The organism is Nocardia sp. KT25-26 (assembly GCF_056627695.1).
The window spans coordinates 21,097-35,136 of sequence record NZ_CM152813.1; the positions used below are offsets into that span (position 1 = coordinate 21,097).

At 68.3% G+C, this 14,040-nt stretch carries 13 protein-coding genes; 6 read left to right on the forward strand and 7 right to left on the reverse strand.

Translation table 11 applies throughout. From position 1 onward, the window contains the following. Positions 1-56: 56 nt before the first annotated feature. Together AC1HFH_RS00120 and AC1HFH_RS00125 are read right to left on the reverse strand one after the other, a co-directional pair. Positions 57-1,136 (reverse strand): tetratricopeptide repeat protein, encoded by a 1,080-nt coding sequence (locus AC1HFH_RS00120; RefSeq protein WP_480245382.1) that lies wholly within the window; start codon positions 1,134-1,136, stop codon positions 57-59. 16 nt (positions 1,137-1,152) lie between these two features. Further along, complete coding sequence (locus AC1HFH_RS00125; protein ID WP_480245383.1) at positions 1,153-2,463, reverse strand: AAA family ATPase; 1,311 nt, start codon at positions 2,461-2,463, stop codon at positions 1,153-1,155. A 415-nt stretch (positions 2,464-2,878) separates the two neighbouring features. On the opposite strand from AC1HFH_RS00125, the gene AC1HFH_RS00130 reads away from it, so the two are divergent. The 4 genes from AC1HFH_RS00130 to AC1HFH_RS00145 all read left to right on the forward strand — a co-directional run bounded on the left by AC1HFH_RS00130 (position 2,879) and on the right by AC1HFH_RS00145 (position 6,852). Next, positions 2,879-4,120, forward strand: a complete 1,242-nt coding sequence (locus tag AC1HFH_RS00130; RefSeq protein ID WP_480245384.1) for an APC family permease — start codon at positions 2,879-2,881, stop codon at positions 4,118-4,120. A gap of 73 nt (positions 4,121-4,193) precedes the next feature. Then, on the forward strand, positions 4,194-4,796 hold the full coding sequence (locus AC1HFH_RS00135; protein ID WP_480245385.1) for an NADPH-dependent FMN reductase: 603 nt from the start codon (positions 4,194-4,196) through the stop codon (positions 4,794-4,796). A 5-nt stretch (positions 4,797-4,801) separates the two neighbouring features. After that, on the forward strand, positions 4,802-6,268 hold the full coding sequence (locus AC1HFH_RS00140; RefSeq protein ID WP_480245386.1) for a DHA2 family efflux MFS transporter permease subunit: 1,467 nt from the start codon (positions 4,802-4,804) through the stop codon (positions 6,266-6,268). 170 nt (positions 6,269-6,438) lie between these two features. Continuing rightward, entirely contained in the window at positions 6,439-6,852 is a 414-nt protein-coding gene (locus AC1HFH_RS00145; RefSeq protein WP_480245387.1) for a secondary thiamine-phosphate synthase enzyme YjbQ, read from the forward strand. An 86-nt stretch (positions 6,853-6,938) separates the two neighbouring features. Here the strand turns inward: AC1HFH_RS00145 and AC1HFH_RS00150 are convergent, their stop codons facing one another. Further along, positions 6,939-7,511, reverse strand: coding sequence for a dihydrofolate reductase family protein (locus AC1HFH_RS00150; protein ID WP_480245388.1), 573 nt, complete (start codon positions 7,509-7,511; stop codon positions 6,939-6,941). 72 nt (positions 7,512-7,583) lie between these two features. Between AC1HFH_RS00150 and AC1HFH_RS00155 the strand changes: the two genes are divergently transcribed. Further along, positions 7,584-8,180, forward strand: a complete 597-nt coding sequence (locus AC1HFH_RS00155) for a TetR/AcrR family transcriptional regulator (protein ID WP_480245389.1) — start codon at positions 7,584-7,586, stop codon at positions 8,178-8,180. An 85-nt stretch (positions 8,181-8,265) separates the two neighbouring features. Here AC1HFH_RS00155 and AC1HFH_RS00160 read toward each other — a convergent pair whose 3' ends face one another. Together AC1HFH_RS00160 and AC1HFH_RS00165 are read right to left on the reverse strand one after the other, a co-directional pair. Then, positions 8,266-9,300: an aspartate-semialdehyde dehydrogenase gene (locus AC1HFH_RS00160; RefSeq protein ID WP_480245390.1), complete on the reverse strand. Its 1,035-nt coding sequence runs from the start codon at positions 9,298-9,300 to the stop codon at positions 8,266-8,268. A gap of 3 nt (positions 9,301-9,303) precedes the next feature. Continuing rightward, positions 9,304-10,569, reverse strand: coding sequence for an aspartate kinase (locus AC1HFH_RS00165; protein WP_480245391.1), 1,266 nt, complete (start codon positions 10,567-10,569; stop codon positions 9,304-9,306). Between the two features lie 306 nt (positions 10,570-10,875). Here AC1HFH_RS00165 and AC1HFH_RS00170 point away from each other — a divergent pair, with 306 nt between their 5' ends. After that, positions 10,876-11,334, forward strand: coding sequence for an SRPBCC family protein (locus AC1HFH_RS00170; protein WP_480245392.1), 459 nt, complete (start codon positions 10,876-10,878; stop codon positions 11,332-11,334). A gap of 3 nt (positions 11,335-11,337) precedes the next feature. On the opposite strand, the gene AC1HFH_RS00175 is transcribed toward AC1HFH_RS00170, so the two are convergent. Beyond that, positions 11,338-12,177: an ion transporter gene (locus AC1HFH_RS00175; protein WP_480245393.1), complete on the reverse strand. Its 840-nt coding sequence runs from the start codon at positions 12,175-12,177 to the stop codon at positions 11,338-11,340. Positions 12,178-12,259: 82 nt separating this feature from the next. Further along, positions 12,260-13,876, reverse strand: coding sequence for a GMC oxidoreductase (locus tag AC1HFH_RS00180; RefSeq protein ID WP_480245394.1), 1,617 nt, complete (start codon positions 13,874-13,876; stop codon positions 12,260-12,262). Positions 13,877-14,040: the final 164 nt, after the last annotated feature.

A 14,040-nucleotide genomic window follows, 5' to 3' on the forward strand; every position in this document is an offset into this window, starting at 1 on the left:
TTCGCCGCACGTGTCCACGGTCGGCCGGACCTGCGCCGGTCCCGATCGCCAGGTGATCAGCCGATTCCGGAGAAGATTCCGGGTGGCAGCGAAGTGACCGGAGGGGAGGGTGGTGGAGCAGGACGGGTCGGCGGAAGCTGTGCGCCCGGAGGGAATGGCACCTGCACGGACGACGGAAACCATTCGTTCCTGTCGAACGTAGGCGGAATGCGATCGAGATCGCGCAGCAGCGTAGGCCACGGGCCCTGATCCATCATCGCCGGCGGCTCCGGCTCGTCGACCGGCTCGCTGCGACCGCCCGAGAGCGCACCGATGACCACGAACGCGATGATGACGGCTGCAGCAGCGGCGATGGCTTCCCACTGCCTCGAGCCACCCGATGGCCGCCTACCAGGGTGTTTCTGCCGTCGGCCGGTATCTTCCGCGGTCTCGAACCGACCGCTGGTCTTGTCGAGCAGTCTGCGGATTTCGGGCCCGCGTGACGGGTCGAGTGCCGCGACCCGACGGAAACGCAACTGCGCGGCGGCCCGTCTGCCGTTCCATAGCGAGTCCCACGCCAACATCATCAGGGCATCGACGTTGTCCGGTTCCAACTGCAGAGCTTCCTTGCACGCGGCTCGCGCGGCAAATGCGGCGCTCGGGTCCCGGTGTATGGCGTCGTACAGGATCTGCGCGCGTTCCAAGAGCAACTCGGCAGACTCGGGGGCGAGTTCGAGCGCCCGATCGACAGCGGCAAGCGCCTGGTCCGGATCGACATGCCGCAAGGCGATGGCGAGCATCCGATAGTTCTCTGCGGACTCCGAGTCGAGCTCTACACAGTGGCGCGCAGCCTGCACCGCTGCACCTGCATGCGCCCTCGCAACGCTCCGGTCGTCGGTTACGCCGACCAGACGGCGCTCAATGCATACCCGCAACCGCCAGGCGTACAAGTAGTCCGGATCGACGCGAAGTGCCGCTTCCACCGCCACGGCGGCGCGCGGGGCATCGTCGGACGACAGGTAGGTGTGCGCAAGCAGTGCATGCGCGGTGCTGTCGTCAGGATCGGTGGCGAGCACTCGGACCAAGCGCTCCCGGGCTGCTTCCGGCCGACCCAGCTGGAGCAGTATCTCTGCCCGGTCCAGTTCGTCGTCCCGCATCAGAGCCTCTTCGGCCTCAACGCCGGCCCATCTGCTTCATATACAGCGCCAGGTCATCGTAGCTGCCGTCGCCGTTGGCAAACTCCACCACATTGCGCGCCGATTCGAACCAGGAGCCGGCACTCGGCCGGATCTCTGCCAGAGCGGTCTCCATATCCGGCATGCCGACCGGGCGGACTTCTCCGGAGCGGATCGAATCGGCCATAGCCAGCTGGGTGGCCGATACGCAGATATGCGCGAGATCGGCACCGGAGAAACCCTCGGTGCGTTGCACCAGGGCGGCCAGATCGATGCCGGCGATCGGCCGGTCACGGAGGTGATAGTGCAGAATCGACCGCCGGGCCGCCTGGTCTGGCAGGCCGACCAGGACCATCCGGTCGAAACGCCCGGGCCGGCGGAGCGCGACGTCGATGTCCCAGGGATGGTTCGTCGCCCCGAGCACATAGACCCCGTCGTTGTCGACGGTTGCCGAGTCCATCTCGTTGAGCAGCTGGTTGACCACCGTTCGCATGGTGGCGGACCCGTGCATCTGACTGCGCTTGTGCCCCAGGGCGTCCACCTCGTCCAGGAACAGCACGCACGGTGCATTTCGTCGAGCCAACTCGAAGACACTGTGCAAGTTGCGTTCGCTGGAACCGGTGAAGATATCGAGGATGTCCGCTATCTCGATCGGGTAGAAGTTCGCCCCGAGTTCGCCTGCCACCGCCGAGGCGATGAAGGTTTTACCGCACCCCGGCGGGCCGTAGAGCAGCAGCCCACCCCGAGCGGAGGTGCCGAATGCCTTGGCCAGTTCGGGGTTGCGCAGCGGGCCGAGCAAGGTGAGGTCCAGCTGCCGCTTCACTTCCTCCATTCCACCGACGTCGGCGAGCGTCACCACCGGCTTCCGGAAGGTCGCGGCGTCGGCATCGGTGACGAACTCGGATTCCGGCTCGACGAAGGCGGGCGCAATGATGTCGCCGACCTGATTCTCGGCGGCCGCCCAGTCGTAACCGGCGGGCCTCGGCTCGCCGAACCGGTCAGACGCCGGCTCGCCGCACTCGGCTCGCTCGCGGGGGACCGACTCACGGGACGGCGGCCGGCTCGCATGACCGGGCTGCGACACCGGGCCGGCCCCATGCCAGGACAGCGCCGCGGTGGTGCGCTGCATCAGTTCCAGGACCTGCGCATTTTCCGGGTCCTGCGCCAAAACTGCGCCACATTGCGACAACGCCTCGGCATACCGCCCACGGTCGAGGAGCAGCTCGATCACATGTATCCGCAGCGGCAGTACCTCCGGGCTTCGGTCGACCGCCGCGAGCAGCTCGGTGAGCACTGGATCATCGGACACCGGGAATCCCCCTGTAGAGAAAGCAACAGACCACCGTACCCTACGGCAGGGCAACACTTTTCGTGTATCGATCACCCTGGTGCGGTCGGACCCGCATTCCGAACCGGTTCGACGGCTGGGCCGGGCTTCCGGCGGCGCCGGACCGGCCGTCGGCGGAGTGGGGCGGATCACCGTGCAGGGCGCGGAATAGGGGCGGCGGGGGCCGCGTTGTATCCGCTTGTCGGCGTCCGGACAGCCCCGGGCCGCACCTTTTGTCGCTTCGAGCGACCACTCGCCGAGAGGCGCTTGTGGGACGTCGGCATCTTCCGCCTGCGGTAGTGGCGTGCTGCTGTCGGCGATCGGAACGCCATCGGGTGCCATTCCCCTCCGCACCCGGTGGCGTTTTCCGTTCACCCGGATGCCCGAGGATGAGTACATGCACGCGGAGGAGAACCTGCGCCGCAGCCTCGGGTTGCGGGATTCGGTGGTGATCGGTCTGGGCGCCATGGTCGGCGCCGGAATATTCGCCGCGCTGGCGCCCGCGGCCGGTGCGGCGGGCCGCTGGCTGCTGCTCGCACTGGCGATCGCCGCGGTGCTGGCCTACTGCAATGCGATGTCCTCGGCTCGGCTGGCCGCCCGGTATCCGACGTCCGGCGGTACCTACGTGTACGGACGGGAGCGGCTCGGGCCGTTCTGGGGCTACCTGGCCGGATGGGGATTCGTCGTCGGCAAGACCGCTTCCTGTGCGGCGATGGCCCTCACCGTCGGCAACTATGCGTGGCCGGAGCAGGCGCATGCGGTCGCGGTGGGCGCGGTCGTGGCGATCACCGCGGTCAACTACGTGGGTGTCCGGAAATCGGCGCTGGCCACGCGAGTGATCGTCGCAACGGTGCTCGGGGTGCTGGTCGCCGTGGTCGTGACGGGGTTGACCGGCGACCACTCCGGCGCCACCGCGCTGGCGGAACAGGTGCGCCCCGGCGATGTGCTCGAGGCGGCCGGCCTGCTGTTCTTCGCGTTCGCGGGCTATGCGCGCATCGCCACTCTCGGTGAAGAGGTGCGGGATCCGCAGCACACCATCCCGCGGGCGATCATGCTGGCACTCGGGCTGGCGCTGGCCGTCTATGCGGTGGTGGCGATCACCGCGCTGCTGGTTCTGGGCTCTGCCGGTCTGGCCGGCGCCGACGATCCACTGGCCCAGGTGGTCACGACGGCCGGGGTGCCGGCGCTGGCCCCGGTGGTCCGGGTGGGCGCGGTCCTGGCGGCGGCCGGTGCACTGCTCGCGCTGATCCTCGGGGTGTCCCGGACCGCGTTCGCCATGGCCCGGGACGGCCACCTGCCGCGCACGCTGGCCGCGGTGCATCCGCGTTTCGGGGTACCGCACCATGCGGAGCTCGCGGTGGGCGTCGTGGTGGCGGGACTGGCGGCCTTTGCCGATCTGCGTACCGCGATCGGATTCTCCTCCTTCGCCGTGCTCTTCTATTACCTGGTGGCCAACATCTCGGCCGCCACCCTGACCGATGCGGAGAACCGGCCGCCACGGTGGATTCCGGCGCTGGGTGCATTGGGTTGTGCGGGTGTCGCCCTGGCGCTGCCACCGGTGTCGGTACTTGCCGGGCTGGCGGCGCTCGCGATCGGCGCGGCGCTGTATCGGCTCGCCCCGAACAACCGGAGGACTTGACCTGAACAATTGTTGAGGTTGCATCGTGGGTTCCAGCGGCGGCACCCGGCCGCCATCGACGCGGAGGAACCCCATGACCCACCCGGTTACCCAGACCCCGGCCGATTCCGGCCCGCTGCGACTCGCCGTCGTGATCGGCAGCACCCGGCAGGGCCGCTTCGGGCCCACGATCGCCGACTGGTTCGTCCGCCGGGCCGCCCTCCGGGACACGTGGGCCGTCGATGTCGTCGACACGCGCCGGATCGCTCTGCCACACACCTTCGGTGCCGCCACCGACCACCCGTCGCTGCCGGAGACGGCCGCAACCCTGGCCCGGGCCGACGGATTCGTCGTGGTGACCCCGGAGTACAACCACAGCTACCCCGGCAGCCTGAAGAATCTGATCGACGCCCACCACCGCGAGTGGCAGGCCAAACCGGTCGGCTTCGTCTCCTACGGCGGCCGGTCCGGCGGCGTGCGCGCGGTGGAGCACCTGCGCCCGGTGTTCGCCGAGGTGCATTCGGTCACCGTCCGGGACGCGGTTTCCTTCCACAACCCGTGGGGACAGTTCGACGAATCCGGCGCCCTGACCGAACCCGATGAGGCCGAAGCCGCCGCGGCAGCCCTGCTCGACCAGCTGACCTGGTGGGCCGAGGCGCTGCGCACGGCCCGCGCCGTCCACCCGTACGGGAAGTGACCGCGGTGACCATCGAGAAACTGGCCCCCGCGGCCGGGCGCACCCGCGATCCGATGCGGATCGCCCTGGTTCTGGTGATCGGCATGATCATGGCGACGCTGGACCAGACCATCGTCAATGTCGCGATCAACCGGTTGTCGATGGAGTTCGACGCCGGGCTCGGCACCGTGCAATGGGTGGCCACCGGATACTCGCTGGCGCTCGGCGCCGTGGTACCCGCCTCCGCCTGGCTGGTCGGCCGCTTCGGCGCCAAACGCCTGTACCTGGCCGCGATCACCGCCTTCGCGGGTGGCTCGGTGCTCGCCGGGCTCGCCTGGAATATCGAGTCGCTGATCGCCTTCCGGGTGGTGCAGGGCGCCAGTGGCGGGCTGCTGATGCCGGTGGCGATGACCATCCTGCTGCGCGCCGCCGGCCCGGACCGTCTCGGCCGGTTGATGAGTACCCTCGGCCTGGCCATCCTGGTCGGTCCGCTGCTGGGCCCGGTCATCGGCGGCTACCTCATCGACGAGATGTCCTGGCGCTGGATGTTCTTCCTGAACCTGCCGCTGGGCGCGGTCGTGCTGGTCCTGGCCGCCCGGGTGGTCCCCGACGATGCGCCCGAACCACCACGCCCGCTGGATGTTCCGGGCCTGCTGATGATGTCGCCCGGGCTGGCCCTGCTGATCTACGGGGTCACCGCCGCCGGCGAGGACGCCGGATTCACCGCTCCCGCAGTCCTGCTGCCGCTGGCCGCAGGCGGCGCGCTGATCGCCGGGTTCGTGCGGCGATCGCTGCGCATCTCGTCCCCGCTGCTGGACCTGCGGGTGCTCGGCAACCGGACGACCGGCACCTCGGCCGTCCTGCTGGCCCTGTTCGCGGCCGGCTACTTCGGCTCGATGTTGTTGCTGCCGCTGTACTTCCAGGTGGTTCGTGGCGAGTCGGCACTGGTGGCCGGGGCGCTCGGCATCCCGTTCGCACTCGCCTCCGGGGCGACCATGCAGGTAGCAGGCCGGTTGATCGACCGGATCCCCCCGGGTCGATACCTGCCCGCTTCGATCACGGTGGCGCTCACCGGTTTCGTCCTGTTCCTGGTCCAGCTTGATGCCGATGCGTCGTACTGGTCGCTCGGCGCCACCATGCTGCTGATGGGTGCGGGCGGCGGCGGCACGCTGATGCCGGTGATGACCACGGCGACCCGGCCGCTGCGCCGGGAGCAGCAGGCCGCGGGGTCGACCGTCCTGAACATGATCAGCACCACCGCCATGGCCGTCGGCATCGCCGTGAACTCGGTGCTGCTGAGCGCCGTGCTCCCGGTGGACGGTGGCCTGCAGACCCTGCACGGGATGGATCCGGCGCAGCGCACCGGCCTGGCTCCCGCGCTGGCCGAGGCGTTCCAGCACACCTACCTGCTCGCCCCGGCTCTGATCGGCCTGGCGCTGGTTCCGGCGTTGCTGCTGCCGCGTACCCGGATCTCGGCCCCGGACGCCGGTTGAGGAATCCGGCCCATCATCGGACACGGCTGCCGGGATGGGCCGGATCGCCCGCGCACCGGCCTCGACGATTGCTGCAGCTCCGCGATCGAGCGGCACAACCGGACCCATCCGGCCCGGACAGCGACTCCACACTCCTCCGATCGCCGCTTGCGACATGACACCATGGGCGCATGAAGAGCTCGGTGTTCACGGTGACGACCGGCCGCCGCGAAACGGTCCACGACATCACCCCGCAGTGCGCGGACTTCGCCACGCAATCCGGTTCCGACGGCCTGCTGCACGTATTCGTGCCGCATGCCACCGCGGGAGTGGCGATCCTGGAACTGGGCGCCGGCAGCGATTCCGACCTGCTCGCCGCCCTGGACGACCTGCTGCCCGCCGACGACCGGTGGCGGCACGCGCACGGCTCCCGCGGACACGGCCGCTCGCATGTCATGCCCGCGCTGATCCCGCCCTATGCCACGATTCCGGTCGTCGACGGCCGACTCGCCCTCGGCACTTGGCAGTCGATCGCCCTGGTCGATCTGAATGTCGACAACCCCGACCGCCAGGTCCGGCTCTCATTGCTCACCGACGCGAACTGAACCGTCGGCGAGCACCGCGCCGCGCGGCTAGACCGGCATCCGCAACCGGTCGAGCCGCCACGAACCCCGAGCCCGCTCGACACGGGTCAACTCCGGGTCAACCAGGTGACCTGCGTTCCGTTCCCGAATTCCCGCCGCCGGTCCACCGTGAACCCGGTCGGCCGGAACGGGCCGTCGAAGGCGCGAACCCCGGCACCGGCGACGACCGGATAGCTCTTGATGACCAGCTCGTCGATCTCGTCGACGAGCTGACCCGCGAGGTTCCCACCGCCGCACAGCCAGATGTCGAGGCCATCGCCCTGCTTGAGCTCGCGGACCAACTCGACCGGGTCGCCGGAGTAGATCTCCACGCCGGGGTGGTCGGCCTGATCCAGCGAGGACGAGACGACATACTGCTTCATGTGTTGGAAAGGGCTCTCGACGTGCTCGTCCGGGAGGATGTAGGTGCCGCGGCCCATCAGCACGGTGTCCCAGAGCTTGGCGGGGAGCTGGGGGTCGAGCCCCACATGCGGGCGCAGGTGGGTGGGCATGGCGTCGGGGAACCGGGGGGTCATCCAGTCGATGTAGTCCTGCGGCGTCGGGAAGAAATCCACTTCCCCGTGCGGACCGGCGATGTAGCCGTCGAGGGTGACGCCGATGTAGTAGACGAGCTTTCGCATGGATACCGCCTTAGCTGTTGTACTCTGATTATAGTGATTTCAACGTAGTACTACAGACGGAGTGGTGTCAAGATGCGGACGAACCCGGAACGCAGGCAAGCACTCGTCGACGCGGGCATCGAGGTACTCGCCCGCGACGGCGCGCGCGGACTCACCTTTCGTGCAGTCGACAAGCAGGCCGGAGTACCGGCCGGAACAGCATCGAACTATTTCGCGAATCGCGACGACCTGCTCACCCAGATCGGGAGCCGGTTCTACGAACGGCTGGAGCCGAGCGACGAGGCGATGGCCAAACTGGAGGGCCCGCGGACCGCCGCGAACATCACCGAGCTGATGTACGACGTGGTCACCCGGATCGAGAACTTCGACACCGGCTACCTGGCGATGCTCGAGCTGCGCCTGGAGGCCACCCGGCGCCCCGAGCTGCGCAAGGTCCTCACCGAGCGGGTACGCGCGGATATCGAGTTCAATGTGCGCAATCACCTCGACTCCGGCATGCCCGGTGACGAGGACACCGTACTACTGCTCTACTTCGCCCTGAACTGGCTGATCGTGGACCGGCTCACGCTGCCGGACCTCTTCACCACCGAGCAGACCCGGCACCTGATCGAAACCGCCGTCACCCGCGCCATCGGCACTTCGGACGGAAGCTCGACCACCGATCGGTGAGGCGCGCGTCTACCACCGGCCGGAACTCGGTGGCACGAAAACGGGCCGTGGCGATTGCCACGGCCCGTTTCGAATCTGCAGTGCGTCAGCGGTTCTGCAGCAGCACTTCCGCGATCTGGATGGTGTTCAGCGCGGCACCCTTGCGCAGGTTGTCACCGGCGATGAACAGGGCCAGGCCGCGGCCGTCCGGCACGCCCGGATCCTGTCGGATTCGGCCGACCAGGGACTCGTCCTTACCGGCCGCTTCCAGCGGGGTCGGCACGTCGACCAGCCGCACGCCCGGGGCGGCGGCCACGATCTTGCGGGCCTGTTCCGGCGAGATCGGCTCGGCGAACTCGGCATTGATCGACAGCGAGTGCCCGGTGAACACCGGCACCCGCACGCAGGTACCGCTGACCAGCAGGTCGGGCAGGCCGAGGATCTTGCGGCTCTCGTTGCGCAGCTTCTGGTCCTCGTCGGTCTCACCGGATCCGTCATCGACCAAACCGCCGGCCAGCGGCACCACGTCGAAGGCGATCGGCGCAACGTACTTGTTCGGCTCCGGGAACTGCACGGCGCTGCCGTCGTGCACCAGCTTCTCCGCCTCCGGCGCCACCGCGCGGATCTGGGTGGCGAGCTCCTCGACACCGGCCAGACCGCTACCCGAGACCGCCTGGTACGACGAGACGATCAGGCGCTGCAGACCGGCCGCATCGTGCAGCGGCTTCAGCACCGGCATCGCGGCCATGGTGGTGCAGTTCGGGTTGGCGATGATGCCCTTGGGCAGGTTGCGGGTCTGCTCCGGGTTCACCTCGCTGACCACGAGCGGCACCTCGGGATCCTTGCGCCAGGCCGACGAGTTGTCGATGACGGTCACACCGGCGGCGGCGAACCGCGGCGCCTGCACCTTCGACATGGTGCCGCCGGCGGAGAACAGCGCGATGTCCAGGCCGGTCGGATCGGCGGTCTCGGTGTCCTCGACCACCACTTCCCCGCCGCGCCACGGCAGCTTCTTGCCCGCCGACCGCGCCGAAGCAAAGAACCGCACCTCGTCGGCCGGGAAGTTGCGCTCCTCGAGCAGTTTGCGCATCACGGCGCCGACCTGTCCGGTCGCGCCGACGACTCCTACGCGTACACCCATGGCTTATCGCCCCGTTCCGGCGTGGACCACGGCGACCTCGTCGCCGCCCAGGTCGAACGCCTTGTGCAGTACCTGTACCGCCTCGTTCAGCTGCGATTCCGCGACGAGCACCGAGATCCGGATCTCCGAGGTCGAGATGAGGTCGATGTTCACACCGGCCTCGGCCAGCGATTCACAGAACGTCGCGGTGACGCCGGGGTGGCTCTTCATACCGGCACCGACCAGCGACACCTTGCCGATGCTCTCGTCGGCCTGGATCTCGCTGAAGCCGATCTCGCGCTGCCGCTCGGTGAGGATCTCCACCGCGCGCGGCAGATCGGTCTTCGGCAGCGTGAACGTGATGTCGGTCTTACCGGTCTCGGCCTCGGAGACGTTCTGCAACACCATGTCGATGTTGATCTCGGCGTCGGCGACCGCCCGGAACACCTTGGCGGCGTAGCCCGGCTTGTCCGACAGGCCGACGACGGTCACCTTGGCCTCGCTGGCGTCGTGCGCCACGCCGGTCAGGATTGCCTGCTCCATCGGAATGTCCTCCATAGATCCTTTGACGATGGTGCCCACCTTGTCGGTGTACGACGAGCGGACGTGGACGGGCACGTTGTACCGCCGGGCGTATTCGACGCACCGCAGCATCAGTACCTTCGAACCACATGCGGCCATCTCCAGCATCTCCTCGAAGGAGACCTGCTCGAGCTTCTGCGCATCACCGACGATGCGCGGATCGGCGGTGAAGATGCCGTCCACATCGGTGTAGATCTCGCACACATCGGCCTCGAGTGCGGCCGCGAGGGCGACGGCGGTGGTATCGGAGCCGCCGCGGCCCAGGGTGGTGACGTCCTTGCTGTCCTGGCTCACGCCCTGGAACCCGGCCACCAACACGATGGTGCCGTCGTTCAGGGCCTCCCGGAGGCGTCCGGGGGTGACGTCGATGATCTTGGCCTTACCGTGCGCACCGGTGGTGATCACGCCGGCCTGGGAGCCGGTGAAGGAGCGAGCCTCCTCACCGAGTTCGTGGATAGCCATTGCGACCAAGGCGTTGGAGATGCGCTCACCGGAGGTGAGCAGCATGTCCATTTCACGGGCCGGTGGGTCCGGCGAAACCTGCTCGGCCAGGTCGAGCAGTTCATCGGTGGTATCGCCCATCGCCGAGCAGACGACGACGACGTCATGGCCCTGCTTCTTGGTCTCGACGATCCGTTCGGCAACCTTGCGGATCCGTTCGGCGGTGGCCACCGAGGATCCTCCGTACTTCTGGACAACGAGCGCCACAGCGGGGTCCTCACAGTCGACTATCAGGGGCAACGGCTATCCAGGGTACCGGCGATGCATCGGCGGTCCGGGCGCTACCTGCTCGAGTTGTGTGACAGCGCACATCCGGGCCGCGCCGCCGATTGCCGCGGAATCGACCGCTTTCCGCCTGGTCGGCGCAGGTGCGCAACCAATCAACCTACGGCACAGTAGGTACGGGCCACAACTGGACGTCCGTACATGAAGATCACGTGTTGACGATCACTGTCGGCGCTGTGCACAATCGGCGTCACATTTGCTCGACCGGGGGTGCGGAGGTAGGACACAGTGCGCTCGAAAACCGACATCCGGTTCACCGTGGCCGCCGATATCACCCAGGTGACCGACGCACTGCTGGCGGTGGAACTCCTACCGGAATGGTCGACCTCCTACAGCGACGTCCGGGTCGGTGCGCGGGACGACTACGGCCGGCCCCGCCGGGTCTTCGTCACCGCGCACTTCATGGGCAATTCCGATATGCAGGTGCTGGAATACACCTGGGAACCGGAACGGGTGTCCTGGCAGGTGGTGGACAGCACCCGCGGCTCCAAGGGCGGTGGCCGGTTCGACTTCACGCCGGGCCCGCACGGCACCGATATGGAGTACCACGTGGAGCTGCACCTGCCGTTGCCGATTCCGGGCATGCTGCTGAACCGGACGCTGCGCAAGGTCAACGATCAGGTGGTCGGCAACTTCATCGAGTTCGCCGAGCGGTTCCCGGAGATCGAGAACTACCACGCGGTCTGACCCTCAGGACTCGACCGGCACAGTGACCTTCTCGGTCGACACCTGCGCCGCGGCGGCCCCACCCTTCTGCCGGACCGCGGCGGCGATCTGATCCAGGTTCTCCTCGAGCATGTCCGCGACCAGTTCGTCGGTCCGCGGGTCGGCCAGTACCTGCTGCAGCATCCGGTACACGGTGTCGGCGATCAGGCGGACGATCTCGTCGTGGAACGGGATGTAGCGCAACTTGCCGGTCTGCGGATCGTTCTTGATCAGGTCGACGATCATGTCGTCGATCTGGTTCCGGTTCTCCTCGAATGCCCGGGCGATGTTGCGGGTGTAGTGGCCGGTGCGCAGCACCCGGGCCACCTCGTCGATGATCGCGACGGTCATCGGGCGTTTGATGATGTCGACGATCGTCGACACGAACCGTCCCACCACCGCGGCGGTCACCCGCTCACCCAGCGCCCGGTCGGTCATCCGGGCGAGCCGTACCACCACGACCACGATTCGCAGCAGCCGGAAGGTGCGGAAGATCGGGCTGGTCACCGGAATCATGCCGAGAATCTCGTACCAGTACACCAGCGGGAACGTCCACGGCCAGCCCGCCCGGCGCCAGCGCCACAGGAACTCGGCGGCGAAGATGCCACAGATGGTCCAGTCGGCGATCACCACGCCGCGGTAGATGTCCGGCGGAACCGTGAAGAAGGTGACCCAGCCGACCAGGATCACCGAGACCACGGCCAGCACCAGCATGAACAGGTCGATCCACAGGCTGGGGGTCTTGGCCCGCGCGTCCGGTAGTTCGTCGACCCGATCCGGCCCGGCCGCCACCGTCGTTCGGGCCGCCGCCGTCCGCTCGGCCACACCTGCTCCCTTCACCGATTCGCCTCGCCGAGGGTAGCGGCCGGTCCGCCGTTCGGGCAGCGGTTCACCCGGCGCGCCCCGCTCACCGGCCGGACCGCAGCACCGCCTCGATATTCCGTTCGGCCAGTGCCGTGATGGTGAGCGACGGGTTCGCCGTGGCGGTGCTGCCCGGGATCATCGCGCCGTCCGTCACATACAGGCCGGGGTGGCCGTGCACCCGGCCGTGCCCATCAGTGGCCTTGCCCAGGACGGCACCACCGAGCGGGTGCGCGGTGAACCGGGCGTTCGCGTCGTAGCCCAGCGCCCCGTACTCGGCCAGCGCACCGGCCCGGTCGGCGATCCGCCGATCCACGCTGCGGGCGGCGTCGACGACCTGCTGCTGGGCGGCACCGGGCCAATGCAGGACCGCACGATCGGCCGCGCGGTCGTAGCCGAAATCGGCGCGGGTCGAGTCGAGCACGATCCCCAGCGAGGCCAGCGCCCCGGTTTCGAACGGGATGCCCGGGATGTACCAGTTCTCCAACGTCAGCGCAACCGTGGAGGAGTCGAAGATCCGGCTCGCGCTGGGCACCCCTTGGCCGTGCCCGGCCACCGAACTGGCGCCGCGGGCCAGCACCACATCGCCGTTGGTGCCCCAACCGCCACCGACGTGTTCGTTCAGTTCCGGCAGCGCACCGGTGGCCCGGGCCCGGACCAGCAGTTCGGTGGTGCCCACCGAACCGGCACCGAGAAACAGCCGGTCGCAGGTCAGGGTGCGGGTGGCGAGCACCGCGCCGGTCGGAGCCAGGGTGCTGACCTGCACCGAATACCCGCCGCCCGGCTCGGCGGCGATGGCATCCACCCGGTGCCCGGGGAAGATCCGGCAGCGCCCGGTGGCCTCGGCCTCGCGCAGATAGTTCTGGTTCAGGTCGAACTTGGCGCCGTTGGAATTTCCCAGGTTGCTGCGCGCCACGGTCGCCGACGGCCGGGTTGTGCCGCCGAGTTCACCGCGCAGCACATCCCAGTTGAAGATCGATTCGCTGGGCACCGGACGGTAGCCGGCCCGGCGCACCTGATCGTCCCAGGCCCGGGAGTGCGTGAACGGATCCGAGTGGTAGATATCGGGCGGCATGGCATCGAGCCGCAGTTTCTGCCGCACCCGCGGGTAGTAGACGCGTTCCAGCTCGCCGTAGTCGACCACGCCACCGAAGACATGATCGAACAGGTCCTTCGGTGGCGCGATCATCACGCCGGTGAACACCACCGAGCCGCCGCCCACCGCGGCCGCGCGCCACACATCGATGCCCGGGTACTCGGTGACATCGAGTACGCCACCGAACGATTCGAAGAACATCGGCACCTTGGTGACGCCGGTGAAACTGGTGCGATGCCAGAAGCCGCGGCCGTCGGGCAGATCGTCGCCGGTGAAGATCTCCCGCCAGGGATCGTTGGGCCAGCGTGAGCCACGTTCCAGGACCGAACAGTCGACACCCGCCTCGGCCAGCCGCAGGGCGGTGACCGCCGCACCGAAGCCGGATCCGATGACGATCGCGGAACTGTGTTCCGGCGCGGCCGGCAGATCGGCGAAGATCTCCGGTACCCACAGCGGGAACATCGCGGAACGCGGATCCGCGGCCGCCCGTCCCGGTCCGAGCAGCGCCGCGGCGGCGCCACCGGCTGCCACCAGCCCCGTCGCCTTGAAAAAGGCGCGTCTGTCCACGCGGCCACCTCCCTCATCACGCATGGCCGTGCGCAGGCTACCGCGAAGCGGCGGACGACACATCACCTGCGCAACCGACTTGTCGATCGTCACAAGTGACCGGGCGTTACGCCGTCGGGTCCGGTACCGGGGCCGGGGATCGCGCCGCGTAACACCCGGATTCG

Bases quoted from the DNA above. Each gene is read 5' to 3' on its own strand.
- AC1HFH_RS00160 (WP_480245390.1), bottom strand. From the start codon at position 9,300: ATGGGTGTACGCGTAGGAGTCGTCGGCGCGACCGGACAGGTCGGCGCC.
- AC1HFH_RS00145 (WP_480245387.1), top strand. From the start codon at position 6,439: ATGAAGAGCTCGGTGTTCACGGTGACGACCGGCCGCCGCGAAACGGTC.
- AC1HFH_RS00120 (WP_480245382.1), bottom strand. From the start codon at position 1,136: ATGCGGGACGACGAACTGGACCGGGCAGAGATACTGCTCCAGCTGGGT.
- AC1HFH_RS00150 (WP_480245388.1), bottom strand. From the start codon at position 7,511: ATGCGAAAGCTCGTCTACTACATCGGCGTCACCCTCGACGGCTACATC.
- AC1HFH_RS00155 (WP_480245389.1), top strand. From the start codon at position 7,584: ATGCGGACGAACCCGGAACGCAGGCAAGCACTCGTCGACGCGGGCATC.
- AC1HFH_RS00130 (WP_480245384.1), top strand. From the start codon at position 2,879: ATGCACGCGGAGGAGAACCTGCGCCGCAGCCTCGGGTTGCGGGATTCG.
- AC1HFH_RS00135 (WP_480245385.1), top strand. From the start codon at position 4,194: ATGACCCACCCGGTTACCCAGACCCCGGCCGATTCCGGCCCGCTGCGA.